Origin of the sequence: Paraburkholderia sp. IMGN_8, from assembly GCF_038050405.1 — a bacterium.
Lineage (GTDB): Bacteria > Pseudomonadota > Gammaproteobacteria > Burkholderiales > Burkholderiaceae > Paraburkholderia.
Window position 1 is genome coordinate 1114817 of sequence record NZ_CP150900.1, and the last position, 22867, is coordinate 1137683.

19 protein-coding genes, 3 tRNA genes and 1 pseudogene are annotated in these 22867 nt (G+C 62.4%); 16 read left to right on the plus strand and 7 right to left on the minus strand.

All coding sequences use genetic code 11. From position 1 onward, the window contains the following. Window positions 1–18: 18 nt before the first annotated feature. From WN982_RS05390 to nagZ, 10 genes are all read left to right on the plus strand, one after another. Entirely contained in the window at window positions 19–1530 is a 1512-nt protein-coding gene (locus WN982_RS05390; RefSeq protein ID WP_341314732.1) for a DegQ family serine endoprotease, read from the plus strand. 56 nt (window positions 1531–1586) lie between these two features. Then, window positions 1587–1799 (plus strand): glutaredoxin family protein, encoded by a 213-nt coding sequence (locus tag WN982_RS05395; protein WP_341315723.1) that lies wholly within the window; start codon window positions 1587–1589, stop codon window positions 1797–1799. A 193-nt stretch (window positions 1800–1992) separates the two neighbouring features. After that, the gene (lepA, locus tag WN982_RS05400) at window positions 1993–3786 is read left to right on the plus strand and encodes a translation elongation factor 4 (protein WP_341314733.1); all 1794 of its coding nucleotides are present in this window, start codon (window positions 1993–1995) and stop codon (window positions 3784–3786) included. An 18-nt stretch (window positions 3787–3804) separates the two neighbouring features. After that, entirely contained in the window at window positions 3805–4698 is an 894-nt protein-coding gene (gene lepB, locus WN982_RS05405) for a signal peptidase I (protein ID WP_341314734.1), read from the plus strand. A 164-nt stretch (window positions 4699–4862) separates the two neighbouring features. After that, a complete protein-coding gene (rnc, locus tag WN982_RS05410; protein ID WP_341314735.1) occupies window positions 4863–6110 on the plus strand; it encodes a ribonuclease III in 1248 nt (415 codons plus the stop codon). A gap of 54 nt (window positions 6111–6164) precedes the next feature. Continuing rightward, window positions 6165–7064 (plus strand): GTPase Era, encoded by a 900-nt coding sequence (gene era / locus WN982_RS05415; RefSeq protein ID WP_341314736.1) that lies wholly within the window; start codon window positions 6165–6167, stop codon window positions 7062–7064. Further along, window positions 7051–7962 (plus strand): DNA repair protein RecO, encoded by a 912-nt coding sequence (gene recO, locus WN982_RS05420; protein WP_341314737.1) that lies wholly within the window; start codon window positions 7051–7053, stop codon window positions 7960–7962. Before era ends, recO begins: the two co-directional genes overlap by 14 nt. After that, window positions 7959–8723: a pyridoxine 5'-phosphate synthase gene (gene pdxJ / locus WN982_RS05425; protein WP_341314738.1), complete on the plus strand. Its 765-nt coding sequence runs from the start codon at window positions 7959–7961 to the stop codon at window positions 8721–8723. The genes recO and pdxJ overlap by 4 nt, the downstream gene beginning before the upstream one ends. A gap of 16 nt (window positions 8724–8739) precedes the next feature. Then, window positions 8740–9177, plus strand: coding sequence for a holo-ACP synthase (gene acpS, locus WN982_RS05430; RefSeq protein ID WP_341314739.1), 438 nt, complete (start codon window positions 8740–8742; stop codon window positions 9175–9177). Between the two features lie 67 nt (window positions 9178–9244). Next, on the plus strand, window positions 9245–10273 hold the full coding sequence (gene nagZ, locus WN982_RS05435; protein ID WP_341314740.1) for a beta-N-acetylhexosaminidase: 1029 nt from the start codon (window positions 9245–9247) through the stop codon (window positions 10271–10273). 106 nt (window positions 10274–10379) lie between these two features. Here nagZ and WN982_RS05440 read toward each other — a convergent pair whose 3' ends face one another. The 4 genes from WN982_RS05440 to earP form a co-directional block, all read right to left on the minus strand. Then, window positions 10380–11765, minus strand: a complete 1386-nt coding sequence (locus WN982_RS05440) for a sigma-54 dependent transcriptional regulator (protein ID WP_341314741.1) — start codon at window positions 11763–11765, stop codon at window positions 10380–10382. Between the two features lie 14 nt (window positions 11766–11779). After that, a complete protein-coding gene (locus tag WN982_RS05445; protein ID WP_341314742.1) occupies window positions 11780–11974 on the minus strand; it encodes a hypothetical protein in 195 nt (64 codons plus the stop codon). Between the two features lie 407 nt (window positions 11975–12381). Next, window positions 12382–12939 (minus strand): elongation factor P, encoded by a 558-nt coding sequence (gene efp, locus WN982_RS05450; RefSeq protein WP_012433870.1) that lies wholly within the window; start codon window positions 12937–12939, stop codon window positions 12382–12384. 392 nt (window positions 12940–13331) lie between these two features. Further along, entirely contained in the window at window positions 13332–14525 is a 1194-nt protein-coding gene (earP, locus tag WN982_RS05455) for an elongation factor P maturation arginine rhamnosyltransferase EarP (protein WP_341314743.1), read from the minus strand. Between the two features lie 293 nt (window positions 14526–14818). Here earP and uvrC point away from each other — a divergent pair, with 293 nt between their 5' ends. The 5 genes from uvrC to WN982_RS05480 all read left to right on the plus strand — a co-directional run bounded on the left by uvrC (window position 14819) and on the right by WN982_RS05480 (window position 18346). Further along, entirely contained in the window at window positions 14819–17023 is a 2205-nt protein-coding gene (gene uvrC / locus WN982_RS05460; RefSeq protein ID WP_341314744.1) for an excinuclease ABC subunit UvrC, read from the plus strand. Window positions 17024–17167: 144 nt separating this feature from the next. Next, the gene (gene pgsA, locus WN982_RS05465) at window positions 17168–17758 is read left to right on the plus strand and encodes a CDP-diacylglycerol--glycerol-3-phosphate 3-phosphatidyltransferase (protein WP_341314745.1); all 591 of its coding nucleotides are present in this window, start codon (window positions 17168–17170) and stop codon (window positions 17756–17758) included. Between the two features lie 196 nt (window positions 17759–17954). Next, window positions 17955–18030, plus strand: a tRNA-Gly gene (locus tag WN982_RS05470). 62 nt (window positions 18031–18092) lie between these two features. Continuing rightward, window positions 18093–18168: transfer RNA gene (locus WN982_RS05475), tRNA-Gly, on the plus strand. A 104-nt stretch (window positions 18169–18272) separates the two neighbouring features. Continuing rightward, a tRNA-Cys gene (locus tag WN982_RS05480) sits at window positions 18273–18346 on the plus strand. A 304-nt stretch (window positions 18347–18650) separates the two neighbouring features. Here the strand turns inward: WN982_RS05480 and WN982_RS05485 are convergent. Beyond that, window positions 18651–19973, minus strand: coding sequence for an IS5 family transposase (locus tag WN982_RS05485; protein ID WP_341312674.1), 1323 nt, complete (start codon window positions 19971–19973; stop codon window positions 18651–18653). Window positions 19974–20121: 148 nt separating this feature from the next. Here WN982_RS05485 and WN982_RS41090 point away from each other — a divergent pair. Beyond that, window positions 20122–20256: pseudogene (locus tag WN982_RS41090) on the plus strand (group II intron reverse transcriptase/maturase); the annotation flags it as partial. A gap of 14 nt (window positions 20257–20270) precedes the next feature. Here WN982_RS41090 and WN982_RS05490 read toward each other — a convergent pair. Further along, on the minus strand, window positions 20271–22343 hold the full coding sequence (locus WN982_RS05490) for a recombinase family protein (RefSeq protein ID WP_341314746.1): 2073 nt from the start codon (window positions 22341–22343) through the stop codon (window positions 20271–20273). Window positions 22344–22476: 133 nt separating this feature from the next. Beyond that, window positions 22477–22809, minus strand: a complete 333-nt coding sequence (locus WN982_RS05495) for a DUF6788 family protein (protein WP_341314747.1) — start codon at window positions 22807–22809, stop codon at window positions 22477–22479. Window positions 22810–22867 lie beyond the last annotated feature (58 nt).

Sequence of the window (22867 nt, forward strand, 5' to 3'; positions counted from 1 at the left end):
CCCTCGGCTTGGTACGATATGACGACTTTCTCGGTGCGCAAATTCCTCGCGGCCGCGGTGGTAGTGGCGTGTTTGCCGCTTTTGCCGCATACGGCGTCGGCGGCTCCCGCCGCCAATCTGCCCGACTTCACCGATCTGGTCGACAAAGTCGGCCCGGCCGTCGTCAACATTCGCACCACTACGCGCGTGTCGAGCGGCGGCGCGCGCGGCGGTCTGCCTCCGGGCATGGACGACGGCGACATGTCGGAGTTTTTCCGTCGCTTCTTCGGCATCCCTTTGCCGCAATCGCCTCAATCGCCTGGTTCGCCGCGTGGCGGCGATAACGGTGGCAGCGGCGGCAGCCAGGACACACCGGATAGCAATGATGCCGAACAGAACAGCGGCGTCGGCTCCGGTTTCATCCTGTCGGCGGACGGCTACGTGATGACCAACGCGCACGTCGTCGACGACGCGGACACCATTTACGTCACCCTGACCGACAAGCGCGAATTCAAGGCGAAGCTCATTGGTGTCGACGACCGGACCGACGTTGCCGTCGTCAAGATCAGCGCGGCCAATCTGCCGACCATCACGATCGGCGACTCCAACAAGGTCCGCGTAGGCGAGTGGGTGGTCGCGATCGGCTCGCCGTTCGGTCTCGAGAACACCGTGACCGCCGGTATCGTCAGCGCCAAGGGGCGCGATACGGGCGATTACCTGCCGTTCATCCAGACCGACGTGGCCGTCAATCCGGGCAATTCGGGTGGTCCGCTGATCAATATGCAAGGCGAAGTGATCGGCATCAACTCGCAGATCTACAGCCGTACAGGCGGGTTCATGGGTATTTCGTTCGCGATTCCGATCGACGAAGCGATGCGCGTGGCCGACCAGTTGAAGGCCTCGGGCAAGGTCGTACGCGGCCGGATTGCCGTGGCGATCGGCGAAGTGACGAAGGACGTGGCCGATTCGCTCGGTTTGCCAAAGGCGCAGGGTGCGCTCGTGAGCAGCGTCGAACCGGGCGGTCCGGCTGATAAGGCCGGCGTGCAGCCGGGCGACATCATCCTGAAGTTCAACGGTCACTCGGTCGACACTGCAACGGACTTGCCGCGCATGGTCGGCGACACGAAGCCGGGCACCAAATCGACGATTACGATCTGGCGCAAGGGTCAGACGCGCGATCTGCCGGTCACGATTGCAGAGATGCAGCCGGACAAGATCACCAAGGCGGATCAGAAGAAGGCGCCGGTGCCTAAACAGCGTGCGACGAACATGCTGGGTCTCGCGGTCAGCGATATTCCCGCCGATCAGCTGAAGGCGCTGAAACTGCGCAACGGCGTGCAGATCGATGCGGTTGACGGTCCGGCGGTGCGCGTGGGGCTGCAAAAGGGCGACATCGTACTGCGTGTCGGCGACACGGATATCACGAGCGCGAAGCAGTTCGACGATGTGGTCTCGCACCTCGATCCGCAGAAAATGGTTGCGCTGCTGGTTCGCCGCGGCGAGAACACGCAGTTCGTGCCGATTCGCCCGCGCAGCGGCGGCGCGAAATAAAAGTGGCGCCGCCGCTTACGCTCTACGGGCGCGCGTGGTGCCACTTGTGCGACGACATGCGCGCCGCACTCGAGCCGCTGCTGGCCGAATTCGGCGTGCAGGTAGAGGTGGTCGACGTCGACGCCGATCCCTTGCTGGAAGCGCGTTACAACGAGTTGGTGCCGGTTTTGGTCTGCGACGGCGTTGAGCTGTGTCACTATCACCTGGACGCGGCGCGGGTTCGTAACGCGCTCGCCGCACGCGCTGCATGTATTGCGGCGGCGCCTTAGGCGCCTTGGATGCATAAACGCGCGCGCTTTTCACCTCAAGTTTTACACCTCTCCTGAGCCGTCTTTTCCGCCCGGACCTCGCAAGATGCGCCGGGCGATAGCCTTTTCGGCTAAAATAGACAGGTTTTTCACCTACTTACAAGGCGTGCTCCGCTATTGTCCGAGCGCGCCTTTTTCGCTTGATCGGCACTGAATGGATCATATTCGTAACTTTTCGATCATTGCGCACATCGACCATGGCAAGTCGACGCTCGCCGATCGCATCATCCAGATCTGCGGCGGCTTGTCCGACCGCGAGATGGAAGCTCAAGTGCTCGACTCGATGGATCTCGAGCGCGAGCGCGGCATCACCATCAAGGCACAAACCGCCGCACTGACGTATAAGGCCCGTGACGGGCAGATCTACAACCTGAACATGATCGACACGCCGGGTCACGTCGACTTCTCGTACGAAGTCAGCCGCTCGCTGTCCGCGTGTGAAGGCGCGTTGCTGGTCGTCGACGCAAGCCAGGGCGTGGAAGCACAAACCGTCGCCAACTGCTACACGGCGATCGAGCTCGGCGTCGACGTGATTCCGGTGCTCAACAAGATCGACTTGCCGGCTGCGAACCCGGAAAACGCGATTTCCGAAATCGAAGACGTGATCGGCATCGACGCAACCGACGCCACGCATTGCAGCGCGAAGACCGGCCTCGGCGTGGAAGACGTGCTCGAAGCGCTGATTGCCAAGGTGCCGCCGCCCAAGGGCGATCCGGAAGCACCGCTGCAAGCGCTGATCATCGACTCGTGGTTCGACAACTACGTGGGTGTCGTGATGCTGGTGCGTATCGTCAATGGCACGGTGCGTCCGAAAGACAAGATCCGCATGATGGCGACCGGCGCACAGTACCCGGTCGAGCATATCGGCGTATTCACGCCGAAGTCGAAGAACCTCGAATCGCTGTCCGCTGGGCAGGTGGGCTTCATCATCGCCGGCATCAAGGAATTGGCCGCCGCGAAGGTGGGTGACACCGTCACGCTGGTGAATCGTCCCGCTACCGAGCCGCTGCCGGGCTTCAAGGAAGTGAAGCCGCAGGTGTTCGCCGGTCTCTATCCGGTCGAAGCGAACCAGTACGACGCGCTGCGTGACTCGCTGGAAAAGCTGAAGCTGAACGACGCCTCGCTGCAGTACGAGCCTGAAGTCTCGCAGGCGCTCGGCTTCGGTTTCCGTTGCGGCTTCCTCGGTCTGCTGCACATGGAGATCGTGCAGGAGCGTCTTGAACGCGAGTTCGACATGGATCTGATCACCACGGCGCCGACCGTGGTGTACGAGGTCCTGCAGCGCGACGGCACGACCATCATGGTCGAGAATCCGGCCAAGATGCCGGAGCCCTCGAAGATCGAAGAAGTGCGCGAGCCGATCGTCACCGTCAATCTGTACATGCCGCAAGACTACGTCGGCTCGGTGATCACGCTGTGCACGCAAAAGCGCGGCACGCAGATCAACATGCAATATCACGGTCGTCAGGTGCAATTGACCTACGAAATTCCGATGGGCGAAGTCGTGCTCGATTTCTTCGATCGTCTGAAGTCGATCTCGCGCGGCTACGCGTCGATGGATTACGAGTTCAAGGAGTATCGCGCGGCTGATGTCGTGAAGGTCGACATGCTGATCAACGGCGACAAGGTGGATGCATTGTCCGTGATCGTGCACCGTTCGCAAAGCCAGTATCGCGGCCGCGAAGTGGCGGCGAAAATGCGTGAGCTGATTCCGCGTCAAATGTACGACGTTGCGATTCAGGCCACCATCGGCTCGAACATTATTGCGCGCGAAAACATTAAAGCGTTGCGTAAGAACGTGCTGGCAAAATGCTACGGCGGCGATATTAGCCGTAAGAAGAAACTGCTCGAGAAGCAAAAGGCAGGCAAGAAGCGAATGAAGCAGGTCGGATCGGTCGAGATTCCACAAGAGGCTTTCCTCGCGATCCTGCGTGTCGAAGACAAATAAGACGAACATCGGAACCCTATGAATTTTGCGCTGATTCTTTTTGTGCTCGTCATTTTGACGGGCGTCGCATGGGTCGCAGACAAACTGGTTTTTATGCCGCAACGGCGGCTCGCGGCGGAATCTGCGGTCGCTGAGTTCGACCGTCAGCAAGCACGTATCGGCGAGCGTTTCGCCGACGAAAACGCGGCACAAACGCGCGCCCGTCTGCGTGACGACAAGCTGCGTCAACCGTGGTGGCTCGAGTATTCGGCGAGCTTCTTCCCGGTGATTCTGGTGGTGTTCGTGGTGCGCTCGTTTGTGGTCGAGCCGTTCAAGATTCCGTCGGGTTCGATGGTGCCGACGCTGCTGGTGGGCGACTTCATCCTCGTCAATAAATTCGACTACGGCATCCGTCTGCCGATCAGCAATACGAAGATCACTGAAGGCCGTCCGCTCGAACGCGGCGACGTGGTGGTGTTCCGCTACCCGAAAGACGAATCGGTCGACTACATCAAGCGCGTGATCGGTCTGCCGGGCGACACCGTCGCCTATCAGGACAAGCAACTGACGATCAACGGCAAGCCGGTGCCGGAAACGCCGCTGCCTGATTACCTCGACGAAGAGCGCCTCGGTTACGCGAAGCAGTTCGAAGAAGATCTTGGTGACCGCAAGAATGCGATTCTGAACAATCCGGCCGTGCCGCCGTTCATCGTCGGCGCGGAAGATTATCCGTATCGCGATAACTGCACGTACAACGCACGGGGCGTGATCTGCAAAGTGCCGCCGGGCAATTACTTCATGATGGGCGACAACCGCGATAACAGCGCCGATAGCCGTTACTGGGGTTTTGCGCCGGACAAGAATATCGTCGGCCGCGCGTTTTTCATCTGGATGAACTTCAGCAATCTGAAACGCATCGGCTCATTCAACTGAGCGCGTATGCATTGATTGCTCGACACGCCGCGCAGATGCCACGCATCGGCCGCGGCGTGTTATCACGCTACTTTAAGAACCTGCGGTAACGTCGCTTCACTACGCTTTTTCCGCTGGCCGTCCCGCGTTTTCGCCGGGGCAGGCGCCCGCGTTATACTCTGCCCATGCCCCTATCTCCGTTGGAAAGCCGTTTGCGCTACGAATTTCGCAATGCGGAATTGTTGCGCCAGGCTTTAACGCACCGCAGTCATAGCGCCACGCATAACGAACGGCTCGAGTTTCTCGGCGACTCCGTTCTGAATTGCGCGGTGGCTGCGCTTTTGTTCCAACGTTTCGGCAAGCTGGACGAAGGCGATCTGTCGCGCGTCCGTGCCAATCTGGTCAAACAGCAATCGCTTTACGAAATTGCTCAGGCCCTGAATATTTCAGAAGGCCTGCGCCTCGGCGAGGGCGAACTGCGCAGCGGCGGCTTCCGGCGGCCCTCAATCCTTGCTGACACGCTCGAAGCGGTGTTGGGTGCAGTGTTCCTCGACGGTGGCTTCGATGCCGCCCAAACGGTCATTAAGCGCCTCTATGTGCCGATTCTCGATCACATCGACCCGCGCACGCTTGGCAAAGACGCGAAGACCCTATTGCAGGAATATTTACAGGGTCACAAGATCGCGTTGCCCACCTACACGGTCGTTGCAACTCATGGTGCGGCGCACAATCAGCAGTTCGAAGTCGAATGCACGGTGCCGAAACTGGATGTGAAAGTGTCCGGTTCGGGTGCAAGCCGTCGCGCGGCCGAACAGGCCGCGGCCAAGAAGGCGCTCGACGAAGTGATGGCCGCGGCGCCTGCCGTGGTCGCCAAGCCGAAGCGTTCGAAGGGTGCCCGTGCGGCGAAGCATGCCGAGCCGGAGATCGTGCCCGGCGTGACCGGTGTGCAGACCGCGCTCGATTTGCGCAGCCCGGATCGCAAGAATGAACGTGGGGTGGGGCGCGGTGAGAGCCGTGCCGCTGCAGCAGCGGCAGCTGAATCCACAGCTGAGCGGCCCACGCTGACGGCCACGCCCGCGCCCGCACCGCTGGCGGTGATTCGCGCGGCGCACGTCGAGTACAGCGGGCAGGACAGATCCGAGCGCGCCGACAAGGCGGAAAAGGCGGATAAAGCGGTCGCCCACGCGAGCGAAAAGTCTGCTGATAAGGCCGCGGCGGATAAACCCGCCGAGAAATTAGACGCAAAACCGGCGGATGCAAAACCCGCCGACGCCAAGCCTGAAAGCGCCACCGTCCGCAGCGCCGACAAACACCGCAGCCGCGAAACCACACCCGGCGCAGCCGTGCCCACGCCCAGTGCGCCGGCACCAACCGACCACGAACCCGGTGTAGCCGACGCGGTGCAAACGCGCGTCGCCGACGCGGGCCATTGATTGCCATCGGCGCGCGGCTTCCGCGTGTCGATCTGAACTTGCCGTAGCCCGAATATGAACGCTCCCACTCCCACTGGTTTTCGCTGCGGCATGGTCGCGATCGTCGGCCGCCCGAACGTAGGCAAGTCCACGCTGATGAACGCGCTGGTCGGCCAGAAAGTCAGTATCACGTCGCGCAAGGCGCAGACTACGCGTCACCGCATCACCGGCATTCACACGCTCGAAGACGCGCAGTACATCTTCGTCGATACGCCGGGGTTCCAGACCAAGCACAGCGGCGCGCTAAACCGTTCGCTCAACCGCGCGGTCACGTCCACACTGACTTCGGTCGACGCGATCCTGTTCGTGATCGAGGCCGGCCGCTTCGGCGTGGACGATCAGAAGGTGCTCGACCTGATCCCGCCGTCGGTGCCCACGCTGCTGATCGCGAACAAGCTCGATCGCGTGTCGGATAAGGATTCGCTGTTCCCGTTCATGCAGCAGGTGAGCGCGCTGCGCCAGTTCAACGAGATCGTGCCGCTGTCGGCGAAAAATCCGGACGACATCAAGCGTTTGATGGCGACCGTCAAGCCGTTCCTGCCGGAAGGCGCGCCGATCTACGGCGAAGACGACCTGACCGATCGCAGCGAGCGCTTCCTTGCCGCCGAAATCCTGCGCGAAAAGGTGTTCCGCTGGACCGGCGACGAACTGCCGTACACGAGCACCGTACTGATCGACAAGTTCGAAACCGAAGGGCGTCTGCGCCGCATTTTCGCGACCATCATGGTCGAGCGCGATACGCACAAGGCGATGATCATCGGCCAGAAGGGCGCGAAGCTGAAGCAGATTAGCACCGAAGCGCGCCTCGACATGGAAAAGCTGTTCGACGGCCCGGTGTATCTGGAAACCTTTATCAAGGTGAAGAGTGGCTGGGCCGACAATGAAGCCGGACTCCGTGCGTATGGGTACGAATGACGCATGGATGACGCTGAATTCCGACGCTGACCCGGACGAACCGGAGCCGGCCGCGCCGGCGCGTGAGCCGTCCAAACCCGCCCGCACCGCCAAAAAATCTTCCTCGAGCGCTAAAGGCGCTCAGGGCGCCGAAGGCGAGCCGCGCAAAGCGCCGGCACGCCGTGCCCCCCGCACCTCCGCGTCCGAGTACCGGATCGCGGAGCAACCCGCTTTTGTCCTGCACAGCTATCCGTATCGAGAGACCAGTCTGATCATCGACGTGCTCTCGCGCGATCACGGCCGTCTCGCGCTCGTCGCGAAGGGCGCGAAGCGTCCCCACTCCGCACTGCGCGGCGTGCTGCAGACCTTCCAGCCGCTCGCGTTGTCGTGGTCGGGCAAATCCGAAGTGCGCACGCTGACCGGCGCCGAATGGGTCGGCGGCATGTTGCCGCTGGCCGGCGACGCGCTGCTCTGCGGCTTCTACGTCAATGAACTGTTGGTCAAATTCTGCGCGCGCGAAGATCCGCATCCGCAACTGTTCCATCACTACGTCGTCACCATGACGCGTCTCGCGCACGATGAGCCGCCCGTGCAGGTGCTGCGTTCGTTCGAGCGCGTGCTGTTGCGCGAAACCGGTTACGCGATGGCGCTCGACCGCACTGTCGCGCGTAAAGCCGTGCAAGCGGACGGTCGCTACGTGTTCGATCCGGAGCGTGGCGTACGCGAGGCCTCCGACGATCTGCCCGTGCAATGGCCGGTGGTTTCCGGACAAACCTTGCTCGATATGGAGCAGGACGATTACCATCGAGCGCAGACGGTGGCGCAAAGCAAAACGCTGATGCGCTTTCTGCTCAACACCTACCTTGGCGGCACGCCGCTCGCGACGCGCCAGATCCTGATCGACTTGCAGAACTTATGAGCTTCTTTCTTACGTCGTCGAATGTGATTGACCTGGGCGTGAACATCGATCACGTCGCCACGCTGCGCAACGCGCGCGGCACGACTTATCCCGATCCGATCCGCGCCGCGTTGCAGGCCGAAGAGGCCGGCGCCGATGTGATCACGCTGCACTTGCGTGAAGACCGCCGCCATATCGTCGACGCCGACGTGCGCGCGCTGCGTCCGCTGCTCAAGACGCGGATGAATCTGGAATGCGCGGTTACGCAAGAGATGCTCGACATCGCGTGCGAAGTGCAGCCTCACGACGTTTGCCTCGTGCCGGAAAAGCGCCAGGAACTGACGACCGAAGGCGGCCTCGACGTCGCCGGCCAGTTCGAAGCCGTGCGCGCCGCGTGCAAGCAGCTCGCCGCCGTGAACTCGCGCGTGTCGCTGTTCATCGATCCGGACGAAACGCAGATCCGCGCCGCGCACGAAGCCGGCGCGCCGGTGATCGAGCTGCACACGGGCCGTTACGCCGAAGCGCACGATCCCGCAGAACAGCAACGCGAATACGAGCGGGTGGTGCGCGCCGTCGAATTCGGCGCAACGCTCGGCATCAAGGTGAATGCGGGCCACGGTCTGCACTACACCAACGTCCAGCAGATCGCCGCGATCGAAGGCATCGTCGAGCTGAATATCGGCCACGCGATCGTCGCGCATGCGATCTTCGCCGGCTGGGACAACGCAGTGCGCGAGATGAAGGCGATCATGGTCGCCGCGCGTCTCGCCGCACGCGCTTAACGCCGCGGCGCCGCGCATGGCGATCTACGGTATCGGCACGGACATCGTTCAGGTCAGCCGCGTGGCCGCGGTGATGACGCGCACCAATGGCCGCTTCGCCGAGAAGGTGCTCGGCCCGGACGAACTGCGCATCTATCACGCGCGCCAGGCCCGTTCGGCGGCGCGTGGTTTAGCGTTTCTCGCCACGCGTTTCTCGGCCAAAGAAGCGTTCTCGAAGGCGATTGGCCTGGGCATGCACTGGCCGATGACCTGGCGCGCGCTGCAAACGCTCAACAAGCCGAGCGGCGAGCCGATGGTGGTGGCTTCCGGCGAACTGGCCGAATGGCTCGACGCGCGCGGAATCACGGCACGCGTGACGATCAGCGACGAACGCGACTACGCGGTGTCGTTCGTGATCGCGGAAACAGTGCAAGCGGAGGACGCAACGAGCGCGCCGGATTCTGACGTCCGTTAAATACTTTGAACGCGGCGCACGCCGGCCGCGTTTCTCTTTGTCCTAGCTTTTCTTCTAGCGGAATTCGATGAAAACCATTCCCGGACCGGTGATGCTCGACGTGGTCGGCACAACGCTGAACGACGACGACAAGCGCCGCCTTGCCCATCCGATGACCGGCGGCGTGATCCTGTTCGCGCGCCACTACGAAAGCCGCGCGCAACTGATCGCGCTGATCGATTCGATCCGCGCGATTCGCGAAGATCTGCTGATCGCTGTCGATCACGAAGGCGGCCGCGTGCAGCGCTTTCGCACCGACGGCTTCACCGTGCTGCCGGCAATGGGCAAGCTCGGCGCGTTGTGGGACAGCGACGTGCTGCATGCCACCAAAGTGACGACGGCGGTCGGTTATATCCTCGCCACGGAGTTGCGCGCGTGCGGCATCGATATGAGTTTCACGCCGGTGCTCGATCTGAACTATGGCCAGTCGCAGGTGATCGGCGATCGCTCGTTTCATCGCGATCCGCGCGTCGTGACCTTGCTGGCGAAGAGTCTCAATCACGGTCTCGCGCTGGCGGGCATGAGCAATTGCGGCAAGCACTTCCCTGGGCATGGCTTCGCGCATGCGGACTCGCACGTCGCCATGCCGGTCGACGATCGAACGCTGGACGAGATCCTGCGCGACGACGTGGCGCCGTATGACTGGCTCGATTTGTCGCTCGGTTCGGTGCTTCCGGCGCACGTGGTCTACCCGCAAGTCGACTCGAAGCCAGCCGGTTTCTCGCGCGTCTGGCTGCAGGACATTTTGCGTAAGAAGCTGCGCTTCGAAGGCGCGATTTTCAGCGACGATTTGTCGATGGAAGCCGCGCGTCAAGGCGGTACGTTGACTGAAGGCGCGAGCGCCGCATTGCAGGCCGGTTGCGACATGGTGCTGATCTGCAATCAGCCGGACGAAGCGGAGAAGGTGCTCGACGCGCTGCGCTTCACGCCGTCGAAGGAATCGCAGCGGCGTCTCGCGCGCATGCGGCCGCGCGGCAAGGCGCTCAAGTGGAGCAAGCTGGTGGCCGATCCGCAATATCTGCAAGCGCAGGCATTGCTGCGTAGCGCGTTTGCCTAAATTTATATAATGAGCTGAGCGGAAACAGAGTCAGACAAAAAACGGCGCCTTCGAGGCGCCGTTTTCTATTCAAGTTTTTCAAGCTCTCCGGCGAGACCGGCAGAATTCAGTTCAACCGCATCCGTTGCAGCTTGTTGTAAAGCGTCTTCGGACTGATCCCCAGCAGCGACGCCGCGCGATGGCGCGTACCGCCGACCGCATCGAGCGTCGCGCGAATCAGCATTTCCTCGACGTCGGCGAGCGGTGTGCCGACCGTCACCTGCACGCGGCTGCCGCTCAGATCGCGGCCGTTGACCGAACCGGCTTCGTCGGCGCGCAACGATTCCAGCACATCGCCCGACGCGTGATAAGCACGCCGCACGCGGTCCTGCAATTCGCGCACATTGCCCGGCCATTCATAGGCGAGACACTCGCGCAGGAAATTCGGTCCGACCTGCTTGGCGACTTCCACGGTGCCGCGCGCGGTCGCTTCCTGATTCAACTCGTCGACGACGGCTTGCGCGATCAGCGCCGCGTCGTCGGCGCGTTCGCGCAGCGGCGGCAGCGTCACCGCAGCGGCTTCGAGGCGCAACGCGAGGTCTGCGTGCAGGCTGCCGTCGGCGACTGCCGCACGCGGCATCTTGCGCGTCGACGCGATCAGCCGGAAGTCCGTCACCACCTGATGCGTACCGCCGACCCGCATGAAGGTTTGCGAATCGAGCGCGCGGAGCAGCGCTTCCTGTTGTGCACGCGGCAGTTCGGCGATTTCGTCGATGAACAGCGTGCCGCCGCTCGCCTGCTCGAACAGACCCGGCTCGCGCTGCTCTGCGCCACCGCTGAATGCACCATGCTCGTGGCCGAACATCAGGCTGTCGAGCGAACGGTGCGCTGCGACGCTGGTCGCGGCACGGCAATCGAACGTCACGAACGGGCCTTTGCGGCGCCGGCTCATGTCGTGCAGCGTGCGCGCGGCGACCTGCTTGCCGGTGCCGGTTTCGCCGGCGATCAGCACGGCGGCTTCGGTCGGCGCGATATGTTCGATCGTGTCGTACACGTGCTGAATCGCACCGCTTCTGCCAAGCATCGCGCCGAAACGCCCAAGCTGACGCAGCGAAGCGCGCAGCGTCTGTACTTCCTCGGTCAGTTCGTACGGACGCGGAATCCGCGCGAGCAGGCTGCGCAGGCGCGGAATGTTGACCGGTTTGAGCAGGTAGTCCCAGATACCGTGCCGTAAGCCCTCGATCGCGCTCTCGACCGTCGCATTGCCGGTCATCACGATCACGGGCAAGGCGCCACCGGGCGGATGCGCGGGCAGGTGCTGCAGCAGATCGAGCCCGCTGCCGTCCGGCAGATTCAGGTCGACCAGCACGACGTCGGGAATGAAGCGCGTCAGCGCGGCCCGGGCCTCGGCGATCGTAGTCGCGGTGTCGACGGAGAAGCCGTCGGCAGCGAGGATGGCGGACAGGCCTGACAGGCTATTGGGATCGTCTTCAACAATCAGTGCATGTGGCATAGCGAGCGCAATTTTTAGATGGACGGAATACCCGCTTCGCACAGCCGATACTCCGGCGTGCGGCACAGGCGCGATGGCTGGCCGGTACTGTCGGTCGAACGGTCGGTCGAACGCCGCGCCGCGCGAGCAGTGTCTGCCAGGGCGGCACAATTGCGGCCGACCGGCGGGCATGGGCGTGGCGTGATACGTGCGACGGCGATTCGACTCATGTAGTTTTGGTCCTTTGCAATTTGGTCAGGTGCCTGGCTTTCGACAACGCATGGGCAGGGCGCCTGTACTTCTTTCATTCGGCCGGTCAGATATCCCGGCTTTTGTCGTTATTCATACCGCATCTCCGGAGTTGAGGAAAATAAATCCGGGTAGGTCTGTAACTCCAAGGTAGCAGGGACTGTGCCACAGTCATTTACTTAAGCTTATCAATGGTCTGAGGGATGCGAGGCGGGAAGACGAGATCAGCGAACAGGCATTTTCGAGAAGGTTACCGGTAAAGTTTTCCTCAACCATACACGGCGGCGCAAAAAAGAAAAAGCGCCCAAAGTGGGCGCTTTTTTTTGTCGCATTTTTTTATCGCCACGCCGGCGTGGCGCCGGCGCAGGATTCAGCCGTCTGACCGCGTTCAGGCGCGGCTGCGGTACTCGTGCGTACGCGTGTCGATTTCGATCTTGTCGCCGATGTTGCAGAAGAGCGGCACTTGCAATTCGAAACCGGTGTTCAGCTTGGCGTTCTTCAACACCTTGCCCGACGACGTATCGCCCTTGACAGCCGGTTCCGTGTAGATGATTTCGCGGACCAACGTGGTCGGCAGTTCGACCGAAATGGCTTTCTCGTTGTAGAACACGACTTCGCAAGCCATGCCGTCTTCGAGGTAATGAAGGGCGTCGCCCATCATTTCGCCTTCGACTTCGAACTGGTTGTAGTCAGCGTCCATGAACACGTACATCGGGTCAGCGAAGTACGAGTACGTCACTTCCTTGCGTTCCAGCACGACGACGTCGAACTTGTCGTCTGCCTTGTACACGCTTTCCATACCTGCGCCGGTCAGCAGGTTTTTGAATTTCATCTTCACGACGGCGGAGTTGCGGCCCGATTTGTTGTATTCGGCCTTTTGCACGACCATCGCGTCTGCGCCGATCATCACTACGTTGCCGGTGCGGAGTTCCTGTGCGGTCTTCATAAAACAGTCCTGTACGAAATAAGTAGCTTCAACTTTTGCTCAACGGCATACGGCGCAAGCGGCTTCGGCGTTTCTCGCACTTCGGCGCCGCGCCCGTTAGGAGCGGCTGGGCCGGGAGTAGTGCGTGAAGCGTGGCCGGCTTGCCGCGGTTGCCCGCGGCGGTTCTTCTATCCTGCAATCCGTTACCTGCTTTTACCCTGTGCGGGCGTGCACACGAGTGGCGCCGATACGCAGCATGCGTCCCTTTTTGACATTTCTGCCGCTTCTCTGTCACTCATCTGCCGCTCAATTAGCCAGCCAAGTGCAGATGATGCATCGTCCGATGCCGGAGTTCGCCGGGTTTTGCTGCTGCGATCGGGCCGAGCTTGCGTCGTCGGCCGTTGGATAACCGCTTATTTTAACTGACTTTTTGCGAACAAGGCCAGATTTCCGGCGAGGTCGCCCACCTGCGCCAATTCACGCGCCCATTCGGCCGCGCGTTGCTTCAGGACGGCACGGTGGCGCTGGAAATCCGCCCAGTCCGGCTGACCGGCGCCGTTCCATGCGTGCCAGAAGCGCGCGAGCGCGTTGCGCGCGTCGGCGGGCAGGGTGCGGGCGTAATGGGCGAGCGCGGCGTCGAGCTTCGGCAGATGGGCGTCGTCGGCTTGCGGGTAGATGTGCCACACGAAAGGCTTCGCGGCCCATTGTGCGCGCACGAACGAATCCTCGCCGCGGACGAAATTAACGTCGCTGGCCCATAGCAGCGCGTCGTAGCCGGCTTGCTCGGTAAAAGCAAGCGCGCGTGCGGTGAGGCTGCCACGCTCGGCGTGCGCGCCGGCGGCAAACGACGGCAGCCCGAAAAAGTGCGCGACCGCGCCCGAGATACGGCCTTCCGGCACCAGCAGCACGACCGGTTCGGCGCTATCTCGCCATTGTTCGAGCAGGCTGTCGACGGCGGGGTTCTCATAGGCGAACAGGGAGACGACTGTGGCCGCGGCGGGTGGCGGCGCACAGCCGGTGGCTGTCAGCCACCAGGCTTCGCGGGCGGGTTGCGATGCATCGAAGGCCGCCCGCGTGGCGTCGAGATGCCGTTCCTTCAGCACGCCGCCGGTGCCGGGGCCCAGTCCCGGGAAAAAGAACGTTTTCGTCAGTGGGTAGCGTGGATGCGGCGATGGCCGCAGATGAAAATCCGCGACCCAATCTTCCGCGCTCAGGTATTCGAGGTTGAGCCACACCGGCGTGTTCTCGCGCCGCGCCATCGCGGCGACGTAGATCGGCGGCAGCTCGCATGCGAACGCCTCGATCACGACATCGGCCACGTCGAGCGTCTCGCCTGCGTGCGTCGGCGCGTGCCAGTGTTCGATGACAATGCCGCTGATCACCTGGCGCGCGCGATCGAGCGAGAGCGACGGGCAGAGCTTGTGAAACGCGTGCAGGTCGTCGACGAACACGCGCACTTGCCAGCCGTGCTCGCTCGCCAGTTGACGCGCGAGGCGCCAGCACACGCCGATGTCGCCGAAATTGTCGATCACCGCGCAAAAGATATCGCAGGCGATCGCAGTCGGCGCGGTGGTCGATTGTTCGGGAAGGGACGTAGCGGAGGACATGGTGGCCTGGGTCGCGGGTTCGAACGGGCGAGCGCGCGGTTCGCGGTTTAGTCGTGCGGTTTAATCGTGCGATCGAGCAGCGCGGCTGGCTTCGGCCATCGGCTTATGCCGAAGCGTTGCGCCATTCGATGCAGCGGGGTTCGAACGCACGCGGAATGTTCTAAACTGGCGATTCTAAAGCACTCGTCCGCGGTTCCGCGCCTAAGTGACCACTAAGTGGCCACTAAGTGACCCCTAAGCACGCAGCACCCGGACCAAGGCTTCGCGACACTGTCCCATCCAACCGATTCTGCATGACCGAACCCGAAGTCACCGACGCTTTCGAGCCGAAAAAAGTGCTCGCCCAATTGCCGCATCTGCCCGGCGTCTATCGCTATTACGATACGCACGGCGCGGTGCTCTACGTGGGCAAGGCACGCGACCTCAAAAAGCGCGTCTCGAGCTACTTCACGAAGACGCAACTGTCGCCGCGCATCGCGATGATGGTGACGCGCATTGCGCGCATCGAGACCACAGTGACGCGCTCCGAGGCCGAAGCGCTGCTGCTCGAAAACAATCTGATCAAGGCGCTGACGCCGCGCTACAACATCCTGTTTCGCGACGACAAGTCGTATCCGTATCTGAAGCTAACCGGCCATCAGTTTCCGCGCATGGCGTATTACCGCGGCTCGGTGGATCGCAAGAATCAGTACTTCGGACCCTTCCCGAGCGCGTGGGCAGTGCGCGAGAGCATCCAGATCCTGCAACGCGTATTCCAGCTGCGCACATGCGAAGACTCGGTGTTCAACAACCGCACGCGGCCCTGTCTGCTGCATCAGATCGGCCGCTGCACGGCGCCGTGCGTCCGAGCGATCAGCGAAGAGGATTACGCACGCGATGTGACCAATGCGTCGCGCTTCCTGCTCGGTCGGCAGGGCGAGGTGATGAACGAGCTCGAGCAGAAAATGCACGCATTCGCGAGCGAGTTGAAGTTCGAGCAGGCGGCGGCGGTGCGTAACCAGATGAGTTCGCTGTCGACGGTGTTGCATCAGCAGGCGATCGAAGTCGGCAGCAATAGCGACGTCGATATTCTCGCGGTGGTCGCGCTCGGCGGACGCGTGTGCGTGAATCTCGCGATGGTGCGCGGTGGGCGGCACCTGGGCGACAAGGCGTACTTTCCGGCGCATGTGGAAAGCGCGTTGACTGCGGACGAGGGCGGTCTCGAAACAGGCGCCGAAATACTGGCCGTTGCCGCCGGCGGCGCGGGCTCGACGTCGGACGAGGCGCAAGCCGGCGCTGAAACCCGCGCGGTTGATTCTTCAGACGCCGCCGACGCCCTCGCTATCGCGCAAGAGATGCCGTCGGAAGATGATGAAGAAGATACAGTCGTGCAAGCCGGCGTCGACGCGGACGACGCAGATCTTCCCTCGAAGCCACGCAAAGGCCGCGCCGCCGGCGGCATCGAATCCGAAGTTCTCGAAGCATTCATCGCGCAGCATTACCTGGGCAATCGCGTGCCGCCGGTGCTGGTGGTCAGCCACGCGCCGGCCACGCGCGAGCTGGTCGATGTGCTGATCGAGCAGGCCGGCCACAAGGTGACTGTGTTGCGCCAGCCGCAAGGTCAACGGCGAGCATGGCTCGCGATGGCCGAGCAGAACGCACGGCTCGCGCTCGCACGCCTGCTGTCGGAACAAGGTTCGCAGCAGGCCCGCACGCGCGCGCTCACGGACACGCTCGGCGTGGAGTGCGACGATCTCGCGCATTTGCGTATCGAATGCTTCGACATCAGCCACACGATGGGCGAGGCGACGCAGGCGTCGTGCGTGGTGTATCACCACCACAAGATGCAGTCCTCCGAGTACCGGCGCTACAACATCGCCGGCATCACACCCGGCGACGACTACGCGGCGATGCGTCAGGTGCTCACCCGCCGCTACGAAAAGATGGTCGCGCAAGCCGCCGCGAATGCCGCCGACGAAGCGGCCGAGTTGCCAACCGACGCGACAGGCGACCCGGCGGCCGGCGACCCGGCGCTCATGCCCGATGCAGCCGAGCCGGTCGCGGCAGGCGGCATCTTGCCGACCATCGTGCTGATCGACGGCGGCAAGGGCCAGGTCGAAATCGCGCGCCAGGTGTTCACGGAACTGGGTCTCGATACGGGCATGCTGGTCGGCGTCGCGAAAGGCGAGGGGCGCAAAGTCGGTCTCGAGACACTGATTTTCGCGGACGGCCGCGCGCCGCTCGAACTCGGTAAGGAGAGCGCGGCGCTGATGCTGGTCGCGCAAATCCGCGACGAGGCGCATCGCTTTGCCATCACTGGCATGCGCGCGAAGCGCGCCAGGACGCGGCAGACCTCGCGGCTAGAAGAACTCGAAGGCGTGGGCGCGAAGCGCCGTCAGCGGCTGCTCGCGCGCTTCGGCGGACTGCGAGGCGTGGTCGCGGCAAGTGTCGAAGATCTCGCGAGCGTCGAGGGGATTTCGCAGGCGCTCGCCGAGCAAATCTATCGGCAATTGCACTGATCCTGATGCGGTTGGCTGCCCATAAAGCCGCCGCGAAGCAGCACGACGGCGGCGCGCGTGGCAAGCCCAGCGCGCCGCTTTGCTTGTGGCAGGCCTTGTGACACGGCACAATTGCATCTCCCTTGTCAGACGCTGCGCCTGCCCATGCCGTTTAACTTTCCGATTTTCCTGACTTGGCTGCGAATCGTCCTGATTCCGCTCGTCGTCGGGGTGTTTTATCTGCCCGACATGATGATGAGCCTTGCGCACCGCAATATGGCGGCCGCGACGATCTTCATTCTGGCGGCCCTGACTGACTGGTTCGACGGCTTCCTGGCGCGCAAATGGAATCAGACCTCGGCATTCGGCGCTTTTCTCGATCCCGTCGCCGACAAGCTGATGGTGACCGCCGCGCTGCTGGTGCTGGTGCAACTCGCGCGGATCGACTCGGCGATCGCGCTGGTGATCGTCGGACGAGAAATCGCAATCTCGGCGCTGCGCGAATGGATGGCGCAGATCGGCGCGTCGAAGAGCGTCGCGGTGAATTCGCTCGGCAAGTTCAAGACCGCGTGCCAGATGGTCGCGATTCCGATGCTGCTGTTCTACGGTCCGCTGCCGTTCGGCGGCGTCTCTGTCGACACGCGTGTGTGGGGGCTGTGGCTGATCTATCTGGCCGCCTTCCTGACGATCTGGTCGATGCTCTACTACATGAAGCTCGCGTGGCCGCAGATTCGCGAGCGGGGCGGTGCTACCTGAGTGAATGGCGACGGATCAGCAATCGAACGGCAACCGGAGCGTGAGTGAAATCTGTTCAGTTAAAGACATTCGCAAAAGGGGTTGACACGTTTCGGTCGTTTCTCCATAATCTCGTTTCTCCGATGCACGCAGTTCGAAACGTCGGTGGCAGCAAGGTAGTAGTTGCAGTAAGTAGGCGGTAGTTAAGTAGTAATACGCGGGAGTAGCTCAGTTGGTAGAGCGCAACCTTGCCAAGGTTGAGGTCGCGAGTTCGAGCCTCGTCTCCCGCTCCAGTTTTCGAAGCAACGCATTGTTTGGCGAAGTAAAAATGCAAGGCGTTGTGAAGCAGTACCATGCGGGAGTAGCTCAGTTGGTAGAGCGCAACCTTGCCAAGGTTGAGGTCGCGAGTTCGAGCCTCGTCTCCCGCTCCACACATTAGGGGAAGCAACGCTTCCCTTTTTGTTTGGTGGCCCGGTTGTCCCGGTCGGCCACCAGACTAACCTGAGAATCTGTAGCTAGGTTCCAGTCCGCTTGCGGCGCGATAGCAAAGCGGTTATGCAGCGGCCTGCAAAGCCGTTTAGGCCGGTTCGACTCCGGCTCGCGCCTCCAGTAGTTGATGAAAAGAAAAGCCCCGACTTGTCGGGGCTTTTCTTTTTTGTGCGCCCAGCATGGGCGCACTCTAGTGGGTGCAAGTCCCACCGCAAGTTGATCACAGCGAGCGAAGCGAAGCGCAGCTGCGTGAGGGTGACCGAGCGTGGGGAGGAAGCGCGGAGCGAAACTGCGAGCCGATGAACAAGAACCGGATAGAAGGCGTTACCGACCAGGGCGAGCGGGCAAGAAGCCGCAAAGCTCTCGTGATCAAGGGGCGGTGACGTAGTCCGTCCTGAACAATTCGTTTTGCCGACCACCGGCGTTACGGCGATGGGACCGCAGCATTGCGGCGGTTAAGCATGGCAGCCAGAATAAAGACGCAAAGAAGCCGTAGCTTCCTCAGGATCATCCGGAGGTTGTGGCCAGCGCCGCACAGCACCGCGTGCATCGCGTCGCCCAGCGCACCTTTGAGCCAGTTCCGATCGAGTTTTCCGTCTGTCTTCATGTGACCGATGGCTGGCTCGATTGCGCTGCGCCGTCTGATCATCGCGCGTAGTCCGCGTGTGATACCCCGCCGCAGGCCCGGGTGGTAGATCTTCACGCCGTCGACGGCGACACCCTTGTATCCACGGTCGACGATGGCGACTTCCGGCGTGACGTCGCTCAGGATTGCCGCCTGCTCCAGCGCTTCAGCCAGCGTATGACCGTCATACGGATTGCCCGGCATCGAGCGCATGCCAACTACCAGTCCTTCCCTGTGAGTCGTCGTGATCGACACCTTCACGCCGAATTCGTATGGCTTGCGCGCCTTGCCTTTGGCCAGACACTCGACTTCCGGCGCATGCAGCGCGTACAGCTTGTTCTTGTCCTTCGGCTTCTGCGCCAGGATGCGCTTCGTGCGGCCAATCAGCTCCATCAATGCAGCACGGCCGGGGTCTGCCACCTGGGCGACCTGTCGCTCCACATCGCGCATCACCCGTCCAACGCGTGAACGCAGCGTGCGCAGTGCTTTCCTCATGCGCTTGTACTGCTTCGCGTGAGCGTAGCGGCCAATCTGCAGCCCCAGACGCGGCGCCTCGCGGTTGTAGTTCTGCCGCAGCTTCAGGCCATGCCGCGCGGCCGCCTTCACCAGATGTTCGCGACACCGCTCGAGCAGGCGTGAATCGGTTGGATGGGAGATCGCCTTTTCCATCACCGTGGTGTCGACGATCACCCGCTTCACGCTCGCGGCCTTGATCACACCGGCACGTTTGGCCGCCTCGATCGTCTCGGCCAGCAGCTCTTCAACGCCGGCTTCGCCCAGTCGTTTGCGCCAGCGCGTCAGGCTCGACGGGTCGATCGGCGGTTCGGTCTGCAAATAGGTCTCACCGGTGAACACCTGCCAGTACGGGTTCTCCACCCATTGCCAGACGACCTCTTCGTCGGACAGATCGAATGTGTGCTGCAAATACAGCAGCCCCGCAATCAGGCGCGGCGAGCTCGCCGGTCGACCTTTGCCCGACACGAAGCTCTCGCTCATTAACGCGCCCAGCCGCTCCCAGTTGATCAGCTCGGCCAACCGCACCAGCGGATGCTTCAGGTTGATCTGTTCGCGCAGCGGATGCCGGAAGAAATCTTGTTCCGGCATAGGTGTCTTCGGGCCCATCTGCACCTCGTCGAAAAATGCAGGATTCTCGCGTTAATGTGCCAGGTTCCTGCAAATCTCACAACACCATTTCGGCCTAAAAGCTCCGTCGCACGAGGCTCTCCGGGTTATTCAGGGCGGACGACGTAGATCCGGCGGTTGTGCAGTGAAGGATCTGGTGACGGCGTGGCCTGTGATCCGTGAACAACTGCTGAAGGGGACGTACCGGCCCAGTCCGGTACGTCGGGTGACGATTCCGAAACCGGACGGTGGCGAGCGCGAGCTTGGCATCACGACGGTGACTTCATAGCGCACACCTTACAGTTTAGCTTCGCAAAGATGGTTCTTGAAGTGCACGGAATTGCGGATTTGATCGTGGAGATTGCTGCGCTGCTGGGCATTAATGGTGATCCACCAAGGGCCGCGGCCGTCGATCTGACGGGCGGCGATCTTCCCCTGCTTGATCCAGTAGTGAACGAAATGGATGCTCACGCCGAGCTCGCCGGCGAGTTGCTTGACGGTGACTTCGTCGAGCCGTTGCAGGCGAGCGGCAGGTATGGCGTAGCGATAACGAATCCACTTGACCATGGTTGCTGTGAACGGCTTGCCCCTGGAGCTCGGAACACCTTGCGTGTTTAACGTCTGGGCAATCTGTTCGTCCGGCAGGGTATGCGACAGCGCTCGAACACGCTCGACAGTTTCGGCAGGATAGCGCAAGCGATCGGCGATGGGGACGCACCGCGTGACCGTGACGTCGCTGCAGGTGCCACCGTGCCAGCGGATATGCAAAACGACCTGCCGCAACGCGCGTAGGTCCTCGACGGTGATGTCGGCGATGAGCAGTCGCAGCATGCGCTTGCGATCCTTCGTCTCGGTGGTGGGTGCGCGCCACAGGCGCGGCAGGTCGCGCGCCAAGGCCAGGACCTTGCTTCGTTGCTCCGCCGTCAGGACGCGAGTCTTCTGTGCCTGGAACTTCGCCGCCTCGGCCCTGACCTCGTCGACGCGAGTCAGAGCCTCGTTCCATCGGCGTTCGAGGCTGGCGGCCACGAGACGGTTGGCGGGATCGACCTCCTCATAGCGGCGCTCGGCCAGGGCACACTCGTATTCGGCGCGCTCGATGCGCATTTGCCACTGGCGCATTACGGCCTGGTCGCGCTGCTCGAGTTCATCGACGGCGGCCAAGGCCAGCTCGAGTTCCGCGGGCTTCAGTGCCTTGAACATCTCCTCGCAGATCGCCTCGTCCAGCGAGTCTGTGCGGACGCTGAAGCAGCTCACGCTGGCCAGCGCCTCACGATGCGCCCAGTTGCACTCGTAGATTGGATAGAGGCCGCCGTTGCCACGATAGCGTACGGTCAGCGCGCGGCCGCAACTGCCGCAGATCAGCAGCCCTTGCAGCAGGGCAAGACCCTCGCGTGCGGCGCCGCTGAGCACGGTGCCCTCGCCGTTTGTACGGTTGCGCGCGAGGCGTTGCTGGTTCTGCTCGAATTCCTCCACGGTGATGTAGCCCTCGTGGTGGTCAGGCAAGTGGACACGCCAGTCCGGCGTGGGCATGGCCCGCATGTTCTTGCGCACCTCGCCGTCGGCGGTGATGCTCTTGGTGTACTGGTAGCGGCCGAAGACATAGGTGCCGGCGTACGAGGGATTCTTCAGCAGCCCAAGTACGCGCGAATGCGTCAGTCGGCCCCAGATGAGCTTGCCGGCCCAGGCGCCGCCGTAGGCACGCCTGGGAAAGCGAAGTCCGGACTGCGCAAAGCGCCTGACTACGGCATAGGCACTACCCGTTTCGCGAAACAACGTGAACACTAGCTGAACAGCCCCGCGAACTTCATCATCGGCATCGGGGACAATGCGGCCCTGGTCATCGTAGCAAAAACCCACGGGCAACGGGAACCGCAGTTCACCCTTGCGTGCCTTGTTCAGCTTGCCGCCCTGGAGGCGCCCGCGCAGGAAATGCAGCTCGGCCTGCGCCATCGTGCCCTTGAGCCCCAGGAGCAACCCATCGTTGAAGTCGCCAGGGTCGTACATGCCATCCGCATCGATGACCAACGTGTGGGTCAACGCGCACAGTTCGAGCAGGCGGTGCCAGTCCAGATTCGAGCGCGCCAGGCGCGACACCTCCAGTGCAAACACCGCGCCCACCTGGCCCATCGCCACATCCGATACCAGGGTCTTGAAGTCCTCGCGCCCGCTCGTCTGCGCACCCGATTGGCCCAGATCCCGGTCCAGCACGCGCACCGATCTCTGCGGCCAGCCCAGGGCCAAGGCCTTGTCCCGCAAGGCGTATTGTCGTTCGGTGCTCTCCTGGTTGTGCCGTACCTGCGCCAGGGTCGACTGGCGCACATAGATGTACGCCGGCTTGTTCAAGTGTGCGTCGGTGATCAGGGTGCTCATCGGTGGTCTCCATGGTCACGAGTGCGGAATCGTTGTCGACCAGGGCGATGAGCATGTTCGCGAGCAAGGTGGCGCCGTCGCGTATGTCGAAGTGGGCAGTGAGCGAAGCGGAGGGCTGGCTCACCGCTGTGCCTCACAGCGGCTGCCGCCGGCGCAACAGCTCGTGGTTGATTTGCGAGATCTCTTCCAGAATCTCGCGCACGCGAGCGTAGTTGGCTAGGTATTCGCTGACCACGGCAAGCTCTGCCTGGGGAACGTACTCCATATGCGGCGACTCGCCAGGGTGGCTGACCGACAGGTAAAACTTGGGCCCATGCCCCGGGCCGTTGGCGCATCGGCAGCGCGGGTTGCCACAGCGTTTGTAGCGCTCGATCAATGAACCGCGCAGCACCGTCTCCAGCGGCGGCAGCTTGCGCAGCAGCTGTTTGCGGCGACGCCTGAGTGAGGCGGGGGAGAGTTCTGTCATCTGGGGCGGACCACACAAATAACTGGTCCGAAGATAGTACATGAAAGGTCACCTGGCA